Raw genomic sequence first — 17,395 nt, forward strand, 5'->3', positions numbered from 1 at the left:
GCTCGGCGATATCGGGAAAATGCGAGGGACCATTCAAGTCCATGAACACAACGGGCCACACCTACCCCTTCGGACTTCCACTCAACTAAAAGACCGAATCGCCAGAGCCATATGCCGAAGAACTCATCGGTGGGGCGTCACGTCGTGGGATGTGATTCCAGCCAGGCCGCCAGGTTCTTGAGGTTTCTCCGGAGTGACCGGCCCAAAATCAGGTTCACGAACCGGGCGGGTACCTTGTCCAAAAGTCCCAGCCCCGACCTGACTTCGATGCGCTCCGTGACCCGAGTGCCGCCGTCGAGCGGTTCACATTCGAACGTCACGGTGACGTCGCGATTTCCTTCAACCGAGCGGGCAACCATCCTCCGGGGAGGCTCGTACTCCACATACTCCATTACCCAGTCGGACGACTTGCCCATGTACCGGCTGGTGCCTCGTCCCCGCGTGCCCAGTCCCACCGGACCATCCCCCACCTGAGCCGACGCCATAACGAAGGGATCGTAGAGAGCGAGACTCTCGAACTTAGCCAGAAGGTCAAAGACCTCCCGTTGCGGTCTGGCAACGACGACACTTTCTTCCACTTCCGGCACGGGAGCCTCCTTCGACAAGCCGTTTTGCCCGGGCTGGGCGACGCCGAAAGCCAAGTACAGCGCCAGCTTGGACCCCGCGCCCAACAGTGTCAATGAGCTGGATGTGGATGGTGCCTCATCTCCGAGGCGGTCTTGCCGCCGTCGTGAAGCCGCCATCCCTCTTGTACAACAAGTATCTAACTTGTATCCTAAGTAACAGCCCCACCACTTAGGAGAACCCATGAGCACCGTAGACCTGATCCGGCACGTCAAACTGTCCACAGCCCGACTGCCCCTCACCGCACCCATCAGCGACGCCAAAGTCTTCACCGGCCGCCAGAAGCCGATGACCGAGGTCGTGTTCCTGTTCGCCGAGATCACCACGGAACAGGGCCACAGCGGCATCGGCTTCAGCTACTCCAAGCGCGCCGGCGGTCCCGCCCAGTACGCCCACGCCAAGGAAGTCGCAGAGGGGATTATCGGCGAGGACCCCAACGACATTGGCAAGATCTACACCAAGCTCCTCTGGGCCGGCGCCTCCGTGGGCCGCTCAGGCGTCGCAACCCAGGCGCTGGCCGCCATCGACATCGCCCTCTACGACCTCAAGGCCAAGCGCGCCGGCCTCCCGCTGGCAAAGTTGCTCGGCTCCTACCGCGACTCCGTGCAGACTTACAACACCTCCGGCGGCTTCCTCAACGCCACCCTGGACGAGGTCAAGGCACGCGCCACGCAATCGATCGAGGACGGCATCGGCGGCATCAAGATCAAGGTCGGCCTGCCGGACAGCAAGGAAGACCTCCGCCGCGTCGCCGGAATCCGCGAGCACATCGGCTGGGACGTGCCACTTATGGTGGACGCCAACCAGCAGTGGGACCGCGCCACCGCCCTGCGCATGGGCCGCCAACTCGAGGAATTCAACCTCATCTGGATCGAAGAGCCGCTGGACGCCTACGACTTCGAAGGCCACGCACATCTGGCCCAGGTCCTGGATACGCCCATCGCCACCGGCGAAATGCTCGCCTCGGTCGCCGAACACAAGGGCCTCATCAACGCCAACAGCTGCGACATCATCCAGCCGGACGCACCCCGCGTCGGCGGCATCACCCAGTTCCTGCGCCTCGCGGCCCTCGCCGATGAACGCGGACTCGGCCTCGCACCGCACTTCGCCATGGAAATCCACCTGCACCTCGCCGCCGCCTACCCCCGCGAACCGTGGGTGGAGCACTTCGACTGGCTGGACCCGCTGTTCGAGGAGCGCCTGGAGACCAAGAACGGCCGCATGATCGTCCCGGACCGCCCCGGTTTGGGCGTCACCTTGAGCGAGCAGGCCCGCGCCTGGACCACCGAATCCGTGGAATTCGGCGCGTAATCTTGAACCCATGAGCCGAAACCTGACCACGGACCTCGCCGCCGACCTCCGCAACCGCATCGTCGACGGCGCCATCCAGCCAGGTGAGAAGCTCCCCAGCGAAAACACCCTCATCAGCGAATACGGCGTCAGCAGGACAGTGGTCCGCTCCGCCCTGACCCGCTTGCAGGCCGAGGGACTCGTGGAAACCGAACGCGGGCGGGGCAGCTTTGCGCTGACCCCGCCAGCGGACGGCCCAACGCAAGCTCCGGGAACGCGACCGGTGTCCAGCGCGGAGGACCGGCTGCAGATGCTCGACTTTCGTATCGGCGTCGAGACTGAGGCCGCCGCCCTGGCGGCCCAAAACCGAAGCGAACGGCAATTGAAGGCCGTCCACGGTGCCTTGGAGCAGTTCACGGCCAGTTCCGGCCATCCCGCACATGCCATGAAGGCGGATTACGAGTTCCACCGCGCCGTGGCCGCCGCCACCGGCAATCCCTTCTATACGGACTGCATCACCGCGCTCGGCCAAACAATGATCACCATGCCCCGGCCGCGCCTAGTCACAAGCGAGGAAGAGGACTCCCGCGAACGCTTCGAGCAAGTGGTCCACGAGCATTCCTCTATCTACGCAGCCATCGCCGAGTCCGACCCAGCCGCTGCCGCTGCAGCGATGCGCCTCCACTTGAGCAACTCACGACGCCGGTACAAAGGGGCTGCGCGCGGCTGACCTCCCGCTCCGCAGCCCAACTAGGTCGCATTTGTGCGCGTTTTGAGCGCTCAAAACGCGCACAAATGCGACTCAGTTGGGGAAATAACAAAAGAGCCCCGATCCTAAGACCGGGGCTCTTTCCATTTGCGTGCGCGAGGGGGGATTTGAACCCCCACACCCTTTCGGATACTGGCACCTGAAGCCAGCGCGTCTGCCGTTCCGCCACTCGCGCGCAACTTCTTTTGCAGGCATTCCACCGGCCTCCCGGCTTCCATCCCTTCAAAAGCAGCGAGATCAAGCATAACGGACATGCCGGGCAAAACACCAATCGAGTGGTAGCAGGCGCCCAACAGCCCCTCCGAGGGGACGGAACAACTCCTTAACAACCCGGAAATTTCATCCCCCGGCTCGCCCGTCATGACGGGCCGGAACCGAACTTTTCCACGTCGTAAGGCGTTGTGGATTAAGGCCATTCCCAGACACTCCCAGTAGTATCGGGAAGTGGAAGGGCCGTTCGGCGCTCACTTCGCTGTGTGCGCAGACGGGTCGCAGAACGGACTATCGGACCAGGCACAACCGTGCCGCGGCAAGGAAAGGAGAAGGACCATGGGTTTGCTGGACAAAGTCGAGCGCGGCATTGAAAAGGCCGTCCGCAATGTCTTCTCCACAGGGTCGCGGGCACGTGTTGAACCAGTGGAGATAGCGAGCAAGCTAAGGCGCGAGCTGGACAACCAGTCCATCACCATCGCAGCCGGGCGCACCTTGGCTCCCAACGTCTTCGATGTCCTTCTCAGCGGCGACGACTTCGCCCGCGCCCAGGAGTGGGGAACTCCGTTGGCCGAGGAACTGTGTGACGTCGTGATCCAGCACGTTCGGAGCCAGGGCTACACGCTCCAGGGCCCGGTCCGGATCTCCTTCCGTCGCAATGATGAAGAGCGCACCGGGCACTTCGAAATCACTTCGAGGACCGAGAAGTCGTCCGATAACGCCCGCTCGGCTCCGCCGCCCCCCAGGGCCAATGTTCCAGCCGCACCTGCCCGGCAGCCCACCCGCCTCCAGCCTGTCCTGGACATCGGCGGCCAGCGGTATTCCCTCAACGCCCAGTCGGTTGTTCTGGGCCGCTCCTCGGAAGCGGACATCCTGGTGGATGACACCGGTGTTTCCAGGAAGCACCTTGAGGTCCGCACCCAGAACGGCACTACGTGGGCCGTTGACCTGGGCTCTACCAACGGCAGCTATGTCAACGGACATAAAGTGGACGGCAGCGTGGAGCTCACTGACGGCTCAACCATCACGATGGGACGTACCAAGATTATTTTCCGCCTCCTCCCCCAGACCCCGGGTGGCCACGCGTGAACGACATCAGCGAACTGACCATCACAGCTCTTCGCTTCGGTTTCCTCCTGTTGCTGTGGGTCTTGATCTTCAGCATCGTGTCCACCATGCGCCGCGACTTCCAGATCGGCCGTAAAGCAGTCACGGGAGCGCCCACGGCGCGCGAGGTCCGGAAGCACCCTGAACTGGCAGCTTCCCCGCCGCCGGCCATCCAGCATGCCCGCAACCTCGTGGTCACTGAGGGCCCGCTGAAGGGCACCACGCTGCCCTTGGCGGCCAGCCCCATCCTGCTGGGCCGCGCGCAGGAAGCCACACTGGTCCTGGAAGACGATTACGCTTCAGGCCGCCATGCACGCCTGTTCCCCCAGGGCAGCCGCTGGTTCATCGAGGACCTCGGCTCCACCAATGGCACCTACCTGGCCGACCAACAGCTCACCCGTGCCCTGCCGGTTGAGCTTGGCGTTCCCGTGAGAATCGGCAAGACGGTCATTGAATTGAGGCCGTAGTCCATGGCCTCCCCCGAGACCCCCGAAGGCAAGGAAACGCCCGCGGAGCGCCCACTCATAATGCGCTACGCCGCGCGGTCCGACGTCGGCAGGATCCGCTCCAAGAATGACGACTCCGCTTATGTGGGTCGCCATCTTGCGGTCGTGGCCGACGGCATGGGCGGTCACGCGGGCGGCGATGTTGCCTCAGCCTCCACAGTGCTGGACATGATCCACCTGGACCACGACGATTACCCGGACGGCGCCGACACCGTCCTTGCCGACGAGATTCAAACCGCGAATTCACTTCTCTCGGAGCTCGTCCACCAGAATCCCAAGCTCTCCGGCATGGGAACCACGGTCACGGCGCTGCTGCTCGAGGGCCGTAAGCTTCACTTCGCGCACATCGGCGACTCCCGCGCCTACCGCCTGCGCAACAAGAAGTTCGAGCAAGTCAGCATCGACCATACGTTCGTCCAACGGCTCATCGATGAAGGCCGGCTCCGCCCCGAAGAAGCTGAAACGCATCCCCACAAGAACGTCCTCATGCGCGTCCTGGGCGACGTCGATGCCAGCCCGGAGCTTGACCTGGATGTCCTGGACGTTGAACCCGGGGAACGCTGGCTCCTGTGCTCGGACGGCCTGAACTATGTGGCCGGCCACGTCGTCGAACGCAAAGTCCGCGAAATCAAGGACCTCCGCGAATGCGTGGAAACCCTGGTGGATCTCACCTTGGAAGCCGGCGCCCCGGATAACGTCACCGTGGTGATGCTTGAGATCGCTGAAGAGACCGACGACGACGTCAACACGGCCGCCGTCGACGTCGTTCCGCCCGCGGCGCTTGCCGCGCTGGACGAGCCGAAACCGGAAGCCGCAAAAGCAACGGAAGGCCCTTCCGCAACCAAGGCGGCAGACGCGACCCCGGGCGAGCTCAAGGCAACGGCTCCCGAAAAGGCCGTCAAGGAAGACGGGACCGTAGTACCCCTTAAGGCCAAGGACGAGCACTCCGGGAAAACTGAAGGTGCGGAAGAGGCCGAGTCCCCCACCGAGCCCCCAGTCACCACAGACCCCCACTTGGGCGAGCATTTGTCCGCGGAAGTGCTGCGCGAAGAGCTGGCCAGCCGGCCTCATGAGCTGGTGGGTGCCGCAGCGACCGCCGCCGAAACCGGGTCCATTCCTACTGTCGCCGGGCGCACGGTTGCCCGCCGCGCCGCCACCGTTCTGACGCACAAGGCCGAACAGGACCGGCTGGAACTGGAAGAGCCTCCAAGGCGCCGCGTGCGCTGGCTCATGCCGGCCGTAGCGGCTGTGGTTGTCCTTGGTGTAGTGGTGGGCCTCTGGCTCGGCTACGCGTGGACCCAGACCCGCTACTACGTGGGTGAGTTTGATCAGCGCGTGGCCATCTTCAATGGCATCTCGCAACGTCTTGGCCCTATTCAGTTGTCCCGACTCGAAGCCGTGACCGATCTCCGTGTGGAATCGCTCCCCGAATATGGCCAACAGAGCGTCCGCCAGACTGTTCCTGCCGGGGACCTCGACGACGCCCAGCGCATTGTCGAGAACCTCAAGAACTACGGCAGCACGTCAGGAGTGTGCCCCACGACGTCCTCGACGGCCGCCCCCAACGGCTCAGCTACAGCCCCCGCGCCCACCGCGAGCGTCAGCCCGTCTGCAGGCCCGGCAGCGACAACTTCACCTACGCCCACTTCTTCCCCCAGCACGAGCGTGGCCATTCCGAGTACCGCGGCCGTTGCCAGCCCCGAACCTACTCCCTCGCCCGTCCCGACTCCCTGTGAGGCGGCAGAATGATCCAGACAGAAACAACCATGAAGCCGCGCCGCAACGTTGAGCTGGTCCTCATCGTCCTGGCCCTCGCCGTCGGTATCGGCGCGAGTGCCTTGGTCAGCATCAACTCGGACAGCGGATTGGATCGGGACTTCTGGTTCCAATCGAGCCTCCTTGCAGTTGCGGCTTTCGCTTTCCACATCGTCCTCCGCCTGCGGGCAAAGTATGCGGATCCGGTAATACTTCCGATTGTGGTGGCGCTGAACGGACTTGGCCTCGCGCTCATCCACCGCATGGACGGTCCCGCCGACGACACCGGCAACAACCAGCTCCGATGGACCCTCATCGCCATGGCAGTCTCCATCGCGGTGATCTGGTTCCTCAAGGACCACCGCATCCTTCGTCGCTTCACGTACATTTCGCTGGCTGCAAGTGCGTTCCTGCTGATCCTCCCCCTGATTCCCGGCATCTCCGCGGGCGAGATCCTTGGCGCACGGGTGTGGATCCGTGTTGGACCCATGACATTCCAACCGGGCGAAATCGCGAAGATCACCCTGGCTATATTCTTTGCGGGTTATCTATCGTCCAACCGTGATCTCATCCTGCTGGCAGGACGCAAGATCGGGCCCATGCAGTTCCCGCGCTTCAAGGACCTCGGCCCCATGATCACGGCATGGCTGGTGAGCATCGGCGTCCTGGTCTTCCAGCGCGACCTCGGTTCTTCCATCCTCTTCTTCGGCTTGTTCATCGTGATGATCTACGTGGCCACGAGCCGTATCTCCTGGGTCGTCATCGGCGTCAGCCTGATTCTCGGCGGGGGCTTCATTGCCTCGCGGATCTTCTCCCACGTTGCCTTCCGCATCGACAGCTGGATCAACGCCTTCACCCCGGAGGTCTTCGGCAGGTCCCCGGGCGGCAGCGGCCAGATCGTGCAGGGATTGTTCGGCATGGCTGACGGCGGACTGGTGGGCACGGGCCTGGGACAGGGCCGGCCGGACCTGGTCCCGTTTGCCAACAGCGACATGATCGTGGCGCTCATCGGTGAGGAACTGGGCCTTATTGGCCTCTTTGCCGTCGTGATGCTCTACTTGCTGCTCTTCACCAGGGGTTTCCGGGCAGCACTGGGAACCCGGGACGCTTTCGGCAAGCTGCTGGCATGCGGCCTGTCCTTCGCTATCGCGCTGCAGTGCTTTGTGGTTATCGGCGGCGTGACCCGGCTGATCCCGCTGACCGGACTCACCACGCCCTTCCTGGCGGCGGGTGGTTCGTCGCTCCTGGCCAACTGGATCATCGTCGGTTTGCTCCTGATGATTTCCAACACTGCACGTGGGCCGGTGGACACGACGCCCATGGTCAATAAACCCCCGGCCACCAGCAGCACCCCGGCGGCGCGTAAGCCGTTCCATACCCCTAAAGCAGGCGCACCAACGGAGGCGGTGAAGCAACAGTGAACCAGGCAATCAGAAGTTCGTGGATGGCTGCCGTCGCCATGTTCGCGTTGATCTTCGGCGCCATCAGCTACGTCCAGGTCATAGGAGCGGACGACCTCAACGCCAACCCCTGGAACCAGCGAGCCATCCTGGCCACGTTCTGCAACGATCGCGGCGCAATCATCGTGGCCGGAAAGCCCATTGCGGAGTCCGTCCCCGGAACCGAGTCCTGCGCTTTCCAGCGGAAGTACACCCAGCCCGAGCTATACGCCGGCGTCACGGGCTACTTCTCCAGGGGCTTTGGTTCCACGGGACTGGAACAGTCCATGGGCGAGACCCTGGCGGGCAACTCGGACCAGCTCTTCCTGGACCGTCTCAGCCAGATGTTCCTGGGCAACGAGCCCAAGGGTGCATCAGTGGAGCTGACTCTGGATCCTGCCATTCAGCAGCTTGCCTACGACATCATCCCCGACGGCCAGCGAGGCTCGATCGTGGTGACAAACCCGAAGACCGGTGCCATCCTGGCCATGGTTTCCAAGCCGTCGTACGATCCCAACCTGATCGCTACGCATGACACCGCGGCTGCGCAGGCCAATTACTCCGAGCTGAACCAGATTCCCGGAATCAACCTCAACCAGAACGTCAGCGGCCCCACCGGCAACCTTTTGTCTCCCGGTTCGGTGTTCAAGCTCATCGATACCGCCGCGGCCTTGAATTCGGGCAAGTACAACAAAGACAGCGAGTTGCCGAACCCCAGCAGCCTGCCTTTGCCCGGTTCCAGTGCGAGCCTGCCCAACTACGCGGGCGGTAACTGCAACGTCCGCGAAACTGCATCCTTCTCCTTCGCCTTGGAGCAGTCCTGCAACACGCCGTTCGCCAGCATCGCGCTGGACCTCGGCCAGGACGCCATCCGTGAGCAGGCGGAGAAATTCGGCTTCGGCGAGAACTTCGGGGATCAGCTCAAGCTCCAGCAAGCCGTCAGTGTTTTCCCGCAGGACCTGGACCAGGCCCAGCTCGCACAGTCTTCCGTTGGCCAGCGCGACGTCAAGGCCACACCGCTGCAGATCAACCTGATGACTGCAGCCATCGCCAATGGCGGTGTGCAGATGAAGCCGAACCTGGTCAAGACCGTCCGTGCTCCCGACCTTCGCGTCATCAGCGAAGCCAAGCCCGAGGCATTGCGCACCAGCACCACCGAACCGATCGCAAGCCAGATCACCGAGTGGATGAGCAGCGCTGTCTCCAACGGCATCGCCAACGGAGCTGCCGTTCCGGGAGTCCAGGTAGCCGGCAAGACCGGCACCGCCGAGCTCGGAGATTCAGGTTTGAACAACTCATGGTTCACCGGGTTCGCCCCGGCGAACGACCCGCAAGTGGCCGTCACCATCGTCATGGAAGGTGTGGATGTGGTCACCGGGGCCAAGCTAACCAGTCCGAACGCAAAGAAGATTTTTGAGGCGGTGTTGAATAAGTGAGACCTACTTCAGGAATCACACTCGGCGGCAGGTTCCAGCTGACCAGTCGCATTGCGATTGGTGGCATGGGCGAAGTCTGGAAGGCCAAGGACCAGATCCTGGGCCGGATTGTTGCCATCAAGGTGCTCAAGGAGGAATATACGGGCGACCCCGGATTCCTTCAGCGCTTCCGCGCCGAAGCACGCCACACCGCCCTCCTCAACCACGTCGGCATCGCGAACGTCTTCGACTACGGCGAGGAAGCCGGCTCCGCATACCTGGTCATGGAACTCGTCCCCGGCCACCCCCTGAGCGGCATTCTCGAGCGCGAACAAGTCCTGTCCCCGGACATGACGCTGTCCATCATTGCCCAAACGGCCCGCGCCTTGGCTGTGGCCCACGCCCAGGGTCTGGTACACCGCGACATCAAGCCCGGCAACCTGTTGATCACCCCCGACAACCGGGTAAAAGTCACTGACTTCGGCATCGCCCGACTGGCCGACCAGGTGCCGCTGACGCAAACCGGGCAGGTCATGGGCACCGCCCAGTACCTCGCTCCGGAACAGGCTACAGGCCAGACGGCCACCGGCTCCTCGGACATCTACTCCTTGGGCGTGATCGGCTACGAGTGCCTTAGTGGCCACCGTCCGTTCTCCGGTGAGTCGCAGATTGCCATTGCCCTCGCCCAGGTCAACGACGCTCCGCCACCGCTCCCGGAGACGCTTCCCATGCCTGTCCGGGCGCTGTTGATGTCCATGCTGGCCAAGGATCCCAAGAACCGTCCCGCCAACGCCATCAAGCTGGCCGAGGCCGCCGAGGCCATCCGCAACGGCGACATCGCCACCGCACACGCGGCCGTTCCCGGGATGCTGCTCTTCGAAGGCTCCACTGGCGCCGTCACGGAGGCGGTCAACACCGCAACGGCACCCACCGGCGTCGTAACCTCGCCTTTTGGCAAGGAGCACTCGACGACGGCGACCTCCGCACTTCCGGTCGTCGGCGCCGGCGCAGCCGGGGCTGCTGTTGGAGCCGCTGCCGCGGCCGCCGACAACCCGCTCACGCGCGCAAACGCGTTGGAGGCCGAGCGCCAGCTGAACGACGACGAAGCTACGATCTACAGCGAGGACGACAACTACGACGATCCCGAACCCGAGCGCAAGAAGCGCAGCCCGTGGACATGGCCGCTCGTGGCCCTGATCCTGCTGGTGCTGTTCGCGCTTGTCGGTTTCCTGATTTCGCAGTCCGGCTTCTTCTCGCCAAGCCCCGGCCCGAGCGAGACTTCGACGAGCACCAGCCGGACAGCAAGTCCAACGTCGACGTCGGCTACACCCACGCCGACGCAAACCTCGCAGACGCCAACTCCCACGCCGACGCAGTCCACGCCGGAGAAGATCAACCTGATTCCGGAGCAGTATCAGGGCAGGCCGTTCGAAACCGTCGCCGCCGAACTGCGTGCGCTTGGATTTGGAGTGGACGGGCAGGAAGTCTTCAACGCTGCACCGGTTGGCGACGTCATCAGCTTGAATCCCTCGGGCCTTGTCGACCCGGGAATCACTATCACGGTCCAGTACTCCAAGGGTCCGCAGACGCCTGCCACGGTGACCGTTCCGAACATTGCCGCTGGCGCCAGCGAAACCCAGGTACGGGCAGCTTTGGAAGGGGCCGGTCTCCGGTGGATCCCCGGCGATCCAGTAAATGGAGCGGTCGGCCAGGCGCCGGGAACCTTCGTACGGTCTTCTCCTGCAGTCGGAACCGAAGTAGAGGAAGGTTCCACGGTGACCTATTTCCTGTCCAAGGCGACTGGTCCCACCAGTCCCGCCACGTCCACCGGCAGCCCCACCGGCCGCCCGAGCAACTAAGTAGCCTGTCATGTCAACGTCACGACCCGGTCCCGCGCACCGAGAGGAAAGCACGTCTGTGTCTGAACAGCGCATCCTCAATGGTCGCTACGAACTCGGTGATCTCATCGGTCGTGGCGGCATGGCGGACGTTTACCGCGGAACAGACACCCTGCTGGGACGGACCATCGCGGTCAAGGTGCTGCGGGCGGATCTGGCCCGTGATCCCCAGTTCCAGGCGCGTTTCAAACGTGAGGCCCAGGCTGTCGCGTCGCTGAACCACGCCTCCATCGTGGCCATCTTCGATACTGGGGAATACTCGGTTCCCGGTGGCCCGGCAGAGGACGTGCGTGTCCCGTACATCGTGATGGAGTTCGTTGCTGGCCGGACCCTGCGGGACATGATCAAGGCGCAGGAGTTGGGCGTCGAGGATTCCATCGGCTACACCTTGGGCGTCCTGTCAGCCTTGGAATACAGCCACCGGGCAGGAATCGTGCACCGGGACATCAAGCCGGCCAACGTCATGGTGTGCGCCGACACCGGCGAGGTCAAGGTCATGGACTTCGGCATTGCCAGGGCGATGGCCGATTCGGCGGCCACCATGACACAGACACAGGCCGTGGTTGGAACTGCCCAGTACCTTTCACCGGAGCAAGCGCGTGGAGAGACCGTGGACGCCCGCAGTGACCTCTACTCCGCAGGCTGCCTCCTCTACGAACTGCTGACCAGTCGGCCACCGTTCGTTGGCGACAGCCCCGTGTCGGTGGCGTACCAGCACGTCCGCGAGACACCGGACCTTGCCAGCACGCACAATCCCGAGGTTTCCGAGGCCCTCGACTCAGTGCTCATTAAAGCCCTCCAGAAGAGCCGGACGGACCGTTTCCAGGACGCCGCCGCGTTCCGACGCGCCCTCAGGGCTGCGAGCAACGGCATCCCCGTTCCCGCGGTCCCTGCAAGTGAGGCTTCGACTGACCCCAACGACCTCATCGCCTCGGACGACCCCGCGACGCAGATACTAAGCGCTACCGCCGTGGGTTTCCTCGATGTCGACCAGGTCAACGATGAGGACACCAGCCAGTACAACGGGGAGCCCTTTGCGGAACAGCAGGACGAACCTCTGCCGCTTGGCCTCCCACCGGAACGTGAGCGGACCCCCCGCCAGAAGTCCCGCCGTCGTGCTTGGGCCGCAACCCTGGTGATCTTCACGATCCTGGTCCTGGCAGGCGCCGGATTCTGGATCTACAGCGTGGTCAATACGCCGCCGCCGGCTCCCGCGAAAGTGGCCGTTCCCTCGGTCTCCAACATGTCAGAGTCGCAAGCCCTCCAAGAGCTCTACTCAGCCAAGCTGGTACCGAAAACCACCCGCGTCGCAAGCGACAAGGTGGCCAAGGACATGGCGATCGGAACGTCGCCCACAGCAGGTTCCATGCTGGAGGAGAACGCGGAAGTCGTCCTCAACATCTCCAGTGGACCCAGCTCGGTAACCATTCCGGCTGACATCGCCGGACGTACTGAGTCGGATGCCCGTGAGTACCTTCGCCGGCTCGGCATCACAGGCGTTGTGGAAACAGTCCTGACGCACAGCCCTACAGTCCCGGCCGGCCAAGTCATCACTACCGGCCCCGCACCCGGGGGAGCGATCGCACCCGACACCAAGGTGGAACTGCAAGTGTCCACGGGCAAGGTCCTGGTGCCCCAGCTAATAGGCCTGACCCAAGCGGAAGCCGAGGCACTCTTGAAGGAGAACGGCTTGGTGATGTCTGCAACCGAGCAGGAAAACTCGCAGGTGACGCCGGGCAAGGTCACTGCCCAAGGCGACGCCTACAATGCCGAGGTTGCCCAGGGTAAGACGATCACCGTCACGGTTGCGAAGGCCCCGGCGCCTAGCCCGACGCCCACTCCAACCGAAACGCCGACGCCGAAGCCCACATCCACCAAGAAGGACTAAGCCCCGGATTCAGTGCTGGATCAGCGGGCTCAGCTTGGAAGCGCGCTCAGCAGCGCCCCTCATTCCAAGGGACTCAAGCCAGTTGCCGAGCATCTGGTAGCCGCCCTCGGTGAGGACCGATTCCGGGTGGAACTGCACGCCGCAGAGCGGGGCGGTCTTGTGCTGCAGCCCCATCACGACGCCGTTCGGCGTCTCCGCGGTAATCTCCAGGACGTCGGGAATGGAGTCGCGAACAGCTGCCAGCGAGTGGTAGCGCGTGGCGGTGACCGGGGAAGGCAAGCCGACAAAGACGCTCTTGCCCTGGTGCTGGACGGGAGAAGTCTTACCGTGCATGAGTTCAGGTGCGTGCGTCACCACACCGCCGTAGGCTTCAGCGAGGGCCTGGTGGCCAAGGCAGACGCCGAACATGGGCTTGATGGCCTCTCCGCACCACTTGATGAGGTCGATGCAGACACCCGCCTCGGCGGGAGTACCGGGACCGGGCGAGACCAGGACGCCGTCCCGGGCGGCGGCGAGTTCTTTGGCTTCGGCGAGCGTGACGTCGTCGTTGCGGACAACGGTGGTCTCGGCGCCAAGTTCCTGCAGGTAGCCCACCAGGGTGTAAACGAAGCTGTCGTAGTTGTCCACGACGAGGATTTTTGTAGTGCTCATGGCTGCTGTGCTGCACCAATCGTTGAGTCGGTCAAAGTGGTGAATTGGGAGAACCAGGGGAAAAGGAACTGAACCATCAGGACCAGGGCTACGCCAACCAATACCACTGATGTCAGTATCCGCACCCACAGGGGACCGGGCAAATTGCGAAAGATCCAGGCGTACATCCGTTACCCCTTTCCTTGGGCTTGGGCTACTTGGGCGGCAATTTCCGACGGCGGTCCGGCGGAGGAAGGTTGCCAACTGTCCAGGACGGAGTAGGCGATGATCCTCTCCTGTGATCCAAAGCGGGGGTTGCAGCTTGTCATGGTCAGGATGCTGTCCCGCGGTGCGACTCCGGGTTGCGTGGGGACGGGAAGAAGGACATCGGTTTGGTTCGGCAGGACAATCTGGTTGTTGCGGAACACGTACGTGTAATAGCCGTCGGTCGTTTGGACGTAGATCTTGTCGCCGGGCACCAAGGTGTGGATGCTGTCCAGGACGGCCCCGTGCGTCTGCCTGTGGCCGGCCACCGCGAAATTGCCGGGCGCTCCAGGCATGCTGGTGCTTGGGTAATGGCCCAGCCCGAGGGTGTCCAGGACGTCCGCGCCGGTTCCTTCGATGATGGGTCGCGTGTAATTCGCACCAAAACGGGGAATGTACATGATGCCGATGGTCTCCCCGTTGGACGGAGCAGTTCCAACCACCGGCTGGCCGTAGTCCTTTAACTCGGTTGGAGGTGCTACAGGCCCGGTAAGTTCCTGCGCGAAGCTCTTGATCGCCTCGGTCTGCTTCGCGTCGGCCTCGATATTGGTCCACCACAGTTGCCAGCCGACAAACAGCAGCAGCACGATTCCTGCGGTGATGAGGAGTTCACCGAATATCTGGCTGATCTTGCGCACGACATCCGAGGCCCGCCTACGCTTCCGGGGTGGTTCTCCGTGCGTTCCCGTGGCATCGGGCAGGCCGGCGTTTGCCGTCGTCTGCTGGTGCGCCACTGGGTCTCCTCGGTTAGTGCGGGCGGCACGGAGTGTCCCGGAGTTGCGGCTAGACTTGACAGCTAGTAACAACCCGGAATGCCGCGTGGCCGTTGACCGCTGGAATTTTCCTTCCTGCAGGATACCAAGGCCTGCTGCTACGGGTTCTAAACCGACAGCCAAGGAGGATCCGTGCCCGAGTCCAAGCCCCGCAAGCGGCCTGCCCGTCAGGACCAGCAGACTTCCGCAGCGCAGCAGTACAAGCCGAACCCCGTTTGGTACAAGCCGGTGATGTTCGGCTTGATGATCCTCGGCCTCATCTGGATCATCACTTTCTACATCACCGAAGGCCGTTTCCCTGTGCAGGAATGGGCTTCATGGAACATCGTGGCCGGCTTCGGCATTGCCATCATCGGCTTCCTCATGACCACGCGCTGGCGCTCGTAGGAATTCCACACCTCACATTCCGGTGTCCGTGAACGTCTACAGGTTATGAACACCAGGCACACCACCATGGATTCCCCGCTGGGGCAGCTGACGCTGACTGCCCGCGGAGAATTTTTGACGGGCATCTTTTACGAGGGCCACTGGCATTTGCCTCCGCCTGACTATTTCGGCGAGGTCACGGACATCCAGGACCCGGTGTTCGCGCAGGCCCGGGAAGAACTCGATGAGTACCTCGGCTGTGCACGTACGGTGTTCGACGTCCCACACGAAGCACGCGGCAACGCCTTCCAAGAGAGAGTTTGGGAGCGGCTCCGCCATATTCCCTTCGGGGAAACCATGAGTTACGGCGAACTGGCGCTGGAGCTTGGAGATCCCCATTTGGCCCAGGCCGTAGGCTCCGCCGTGGGCAGGAATCCGCTCAGCATCATCATTCCGTGCCACCGCGTGGTGGGCCGCAATGGGCAGCTCACTGGCTACGCGGGTGGTCTCCGGAACAAACGGTTCTTACTGGAGCTGGAAGAGCCGGCTGCCGTGAAAGAGAGCAAGCTCTTCTGATGGGTCCCGTACACCCGGTCCACACCAAGAGACCCTTCGAAGCTGTAGTCCAAGCGCATGGTGCCACGGTGCTTCGCGTCTGCCGTGCCGTGGTCGGGGTACACGATGCCGATGACGCTTGGTCCGAGACCTTCCTCGCAGCCATCCAGGCCTACCGACAACTTCCTGCTGACTCCAACATTGAGGCTTGGCTGGTCACCATCGCCCACAGGAAGTGCATTGATCTTCTACGTAGCCGTAGCCGCCGTGCCATACCTGTGGACAAGCCGCCGGAGGGGAGGTCCCGGCTAGGCATCCCCGGTGATGGTCACGCTGAATTGCTCGAGGCCGTTGGGCAGCTACCGCGGAAGCAGCGCCAAGCCGTCGCTTACCACTATCTGGCAGGGCTTCCCTATAAGGACGTCGCCGAACTGCTGGGTGGCACACCCGAGGCCGTACGCCGTGCCGGAGCAGACGGAGTGAAGGCGCTCCGTGCCCTGCTCAACGTAGATGACGCATCCCTGGTCCCGGTATCCGTGAAAGGAGAAACCGCATGAACCTTGACTCAGCTCCTGAACGCGCCGACGTCGCGGCTATTCTTGAGCCGCTCGACGTCGGGCTGGAACCAGCCCTTGCCAGCCTTCACGCCCGTCTGGTCCGCGAAGCGCAGACGACCCATGTCCTTGACATCGCGTATCGGGTGGTCGACTCTCCGGTGGGGAAACTGCTGTTGGCGGCCACCGAGAATGGCATCATCCGTGTGGCATTTGAACTGGAGAACCACCAAGCCGTGCTCGAGAGGCTGGCAAGCTCCGTGAGCCCAAATATTCTCCACGCTCCTTCACAACTTGAGGCGGCCGCACAGCAACTGAGCGAATACTTCAAAGGTTCCCGGACGAGCTTCCACCTGCCCTTGGATTTCAGCTTGTCCCGGGGTTTCCGCCTCAACGTGCTCCATCATTTGCCGGACATCGCGTACGGCACAACCGAAAGCTATGCAGAGGTTGCCTTGGCTGCCGGCAGCCCGAACGCTGTCCGTGCCGTGGGAACTGCCTGCGCAACCAACCCTCTACCGGTCATCGTTCCGTGCCACAGGGTAGTGAGGTCGGACGGATCCTATGGCGGCTACCTCGGCGGTACGGAGGCCAAACGCACTCTCCTCACTCTTGAGGCCGCGGCATGAGTGACGATGCCCTGTTTCCTCTGGAGCTCGTCCAAGCCGAAGCCCTCCGCGCCGGTCCCCGCCTTGTGGCGCCGGGCGCGGTGCACGTGCCCCACTGGCTCAGCCTCGAGCAGCAACGGTGGATCGTCGAGCGTTTTGTCGAGTGGACTCATGGGCCGGTTCCCCTTAGGGCGGCCACGCTGCCCGGTGGACACCAGATGTCTGTGCGGACTGTTTGCCTGGGATGGCATTGGCAACCCTATAGATATACGCGTGAAGCCACAGACGTGAACGGTCTTTCCGTTCTCGACTTCCCTGACTGGATGGTCCGTCTGGGCAGGAAGGCTGTGGCGACTGCCTACTCTTCCGGCGGTGGTGTTGATGATTCACTGGCCGAGCTACCCGCCAGCTACACACCCGACGCTGCGTTGGTGAACTTCTACGAGCATGGAGCCACAATGGGGATGCACCAGGACAAGGACGAGCGGTCCAACGCCCCGGTGGTTTCCCTCAGCATCGGCGACGAATGCATCTTCCGTTTCGGCAATACGCAAACGCGCACCAAGCCGTACTCTGACGTACAACTCCGTTCAGGGGACTTGTTCGTGTTTGGTGGCCCCTCCCGGTTCGCCTATCACGGCATCCCGAAGGTACTTCAGGGAACAGCACCCGAGGGTTGCGGACTTTCCTACGGACGGATCAACATCACCATGAGGGTCACTGGAATGTCGTAGCCAACAGGCA

17 protein-coding genes and 1 tRNA gene are annotated in these 17,395 nt (G+C 63.0%); 14 read left to right on the top strand and 4 right to left on the bottom strand.

Annotation, left to right across the window (positions count from 1 at the left end; all coding sequences use genetic code 11):
* Positions 1-137 precede the first annotated feature (137 nt).
* Complete coding sequence (locus tag AB0N65_RS18625) at positions 138-743, bottom strand: SRPBCC family protein (RefSeq protein WP_364165084.1); 606 nt, start codon at positions 741-743, stop codon at positions 138-140.
* Between the two features lie 64 nt (positions 744-807).
* On the opposite strand from AB0N65_RS18625, the gene AB0N65_RS18630 reads away from it, so the two are divergent.
* Both AB0N65_RS18630 and AB0N65_RS18635 read left to right on the top strand, forming a co-directional pair.
* Entirely contained in the window at positions 808-1,935 is a 1,128-nt protein-coding gene (locus AB0N65_RS18630; protein WP_364165087.1) for a mandelate racemase/muconate lactonizing enzyme family protein, read from the top strand.
* A 10-nt stretch (positions 1,936-1,945) separates the two neighbouring features.
* A complete protein-coding gene (locus AB0N65_RS18635) occupies positions 1,946-2,644 on the top strand; it encodes a FadR/GntR family transcriptional regulator (protein WP_364165090.1) in 699 nt (232 codons plus the stop codon).
* Positions 2,645-2,775: 131 nt separating this feature from the next.
* Here the strand turns inward: AB0N65_RS18635 and AB0N65_RS18640 are convergent.
* A tRNA-Leu gene (locus AB0N65_RS18640) sits at positions 2,776-2,858 on the bottom strand.
* A gap of 374 nt (positions 2,859-3,232) precedes the next feature.
* On the opposite strand from AB0N65_RS18640, the gene AB0N65_RS18645 reads away from it, so the two are divergent.
* The 7 genes from AB0N65_RS18645 to pknB are packed head-to-tail and all read left to right on the top strand — an operon-like array spanning position 3,233 to position 12,901.
* The gene (locus AB0N65_RS18645; RefSeq protein WP_364165093.1) at positions 3,233-3,982 is read left to right on the top strand and encodes a DUF3662 and FHA domain-containing protein; all 750 of its coding nucleotides are present in this window, start codon (positions 3,233-3,235) and stop codon (positions 3,980-3,982) included.
* A gap of 5 nt (positions 3,983-3,987) precedes the next feature.
* Positions 3,988-4,467, top strand: coding sequence for an FHA domain-containing protein (locus AB0N65_RS18650; protein WP_224095160.1), 480 nt, complete (start codon positions 3,988-3,990; stop codon positions 4,465-4,467).
* A 3-nt stretch (positions 4,468-4,470) separates the two neighbouring features.
* On the top strand, positions 4,471-6,255 hold the full coding sequence (locus AB0N65_RS18655; RefSeq protein WP_364165096.1) for a protein phosphatase 2C domain-containing protein: 1,785 nt from the start codon (positions 4,471-4,473) through the stop codon (positions 6,253-6,255).
* Entirely contained in the window at positions 6,252-7,682 is a 1,431-nt protein-coding gene (locus AB0N65_RS18660) for an FtsW/RodA/SpoVE family cell cycle protein (protein WP_364165099.1), read from the top strand. The genes AB0N65_RS18655 and AB0N65_RS18660 overlap by 4 nt, the downstream gene beginning before the upstream one ends.
* The gene (locus AB0N65_RS18665; RefSeq protein ID WP_364165103.1) at positions 7,679-9,136 is read left to right on the top strand and encodes a penicillin-binding protein 2; all 1,458 of its coding nucleotides are present in this window, start codon (positions 7,679-7,681) and stop codon (positions 9,134-9,136) included. The genes AB0N65_RS18660 and AB0N65_RS18665 overlap by 4 nt, the downstream gene beginning before the upstream one ends.
* Entirely contained in the window at positions 9,133-10,974 is a 1,842-nt protein-coding gene (locus tag AB0N65_RS18670; RefSeq protein ID WP_364165106.1) for a protein kinase, read from the top strand. The genes AB0N65_RS18665 and AB0N65_RS18670 overlap by 4 nt, the downstream gene beginning before the upstream one ends.
* Positions 10,975-10,984: 10 nt before the next feature.
* The gene (gene pknB / locus AB0N65_RS18675) at positions 10,985-12,901 is read left to right on the top strand and encodes a Stk1 family PASTA domain-containing Ser/Thr kinase (protein ID WP_364165109.1); all 1,917 of its coding nucleotides are present in this window, start codon (positions 10,985-10,987) and stop codon (positions 12,899-12,901) included.
* Between the two features lie 9 nt (positions 12,902-12,910).
* On the opposite strand, the gene AB0N65_RS18680 is transcribed toward pknB, so the two are convergent.
* Both AB0N65_RS18680 and AB0N65_RS18685 read right to left on the bottom strand, forming a co-directional pair.
* Positions 12,911-13,552, bottom strand: a complete 642-nt coding sequence (locus tag AB0N65_RS18680; RefSeq protein WP_364165112.1) for a gamma-glutamyl-gamma-aminobutyrate hydrolase family protein — start codon at positions 13,550-13,552, stop codon at positions 12,911-12,913.
* A gap of 170 nt (positions 13,553-13,722) precedes the next feature.
* Positions 13,723-14,496: a class E sortase gene (locus tag AB0N65_RS18685; protein WP_364165220.1), complete on the bottom strand. Its 774-nt coding sequence runs from the start codon at positions 14,494-14,496 to the stop codon at positions 13,723-13,725.
* A 204-nt stretch (positions 14,497-14,700) separates the two neighbouring features.
* On the opposite strand from AB0N65_RS18685, the gene AB0N65_RS18690 reads away from it, so the two are divergent.
* The 5 genes from AB0N65_RS18690 to AB0N65_RS18710 are packed head-to-tail and all read left to right on the top strand — an operon-like array spanning position 14,701 to position 17,385.
* Entirely contained in the window at positions 14,701-14,955 is a 255-nt protein-coding gene (locus AB0N65_RS18690; protein WP_364165115.1) for a cell division protein CrgA, read from the top strand.
* 45 nt (positions 14,956-15,000) lie between these two features.
* On the top strand, positions 15,001-15,510 hold the full coding sequence (locus AB0N65_RS18695; RefSeq protein ID WP_364165118.1) for a methylated-DNA--[protein]-cysteine S-methyltransferase: 510 nt from the start codon (positions 15,001-15,003) through the stop codon (positions 15,508-15,510).
* Positions 15,510-16,046, top strand: coding sequence for an RNA polymerase sigma factor (locus AB0N65_RS18700; RefSeq protein ID WP_364165121.1), 537 nt, complete (start codon positions 15,510-15,512; stop codon positions 16,044-16,046). Before AB0N65_RS18695 ends, AB0N65_RS18700 begins: the two co-directional genes overlap by 1 nt.
* Positions 16,043-16,672, top strand: a complete 630-nt coding sequence (locus tag AB0N65_RS18705; RefSeq protein ID WP_364165124.1) for a methylated-DNA--[protein]-cysteine S-methyltransferase — start codon at positions 16,043-16,045, stop codon at positions 16,670-16,672. The genes AB0N65_RS18700 and AB0N65_RS18705 overlap by 4 nt, the downstream gene beginning before the upstream one ends.
* Positions 16,669-17,385: an alpha-ketoglutarate-dependent dioxygenase AlkB gene (locus AB0N65_RS18710; protein ID WP_364165127.1), complete on the top strand. Its 717-nt coding sequence runs from the start codon at positions 16,669-16,671 to the stop codon at positions 17,383-17,385. The genes AB0N65_RS18705 and AB0N65_RS18710 overlap by 4 nt, the downstream gene beginning before the upstream one ends.
* Positions 17,386-17,395 lie beyond the last annotated feature (10 nt).

The organism is Paenarthrobacter sp. NPDC089322 (assembly GCF_040684895.1).
Taxonomy (GTDB): domain Bacteria; phylum Actinomycetota; class Actinomycetes; order Actinomycetales; family Micrococcaceae; genus Arthrobacter.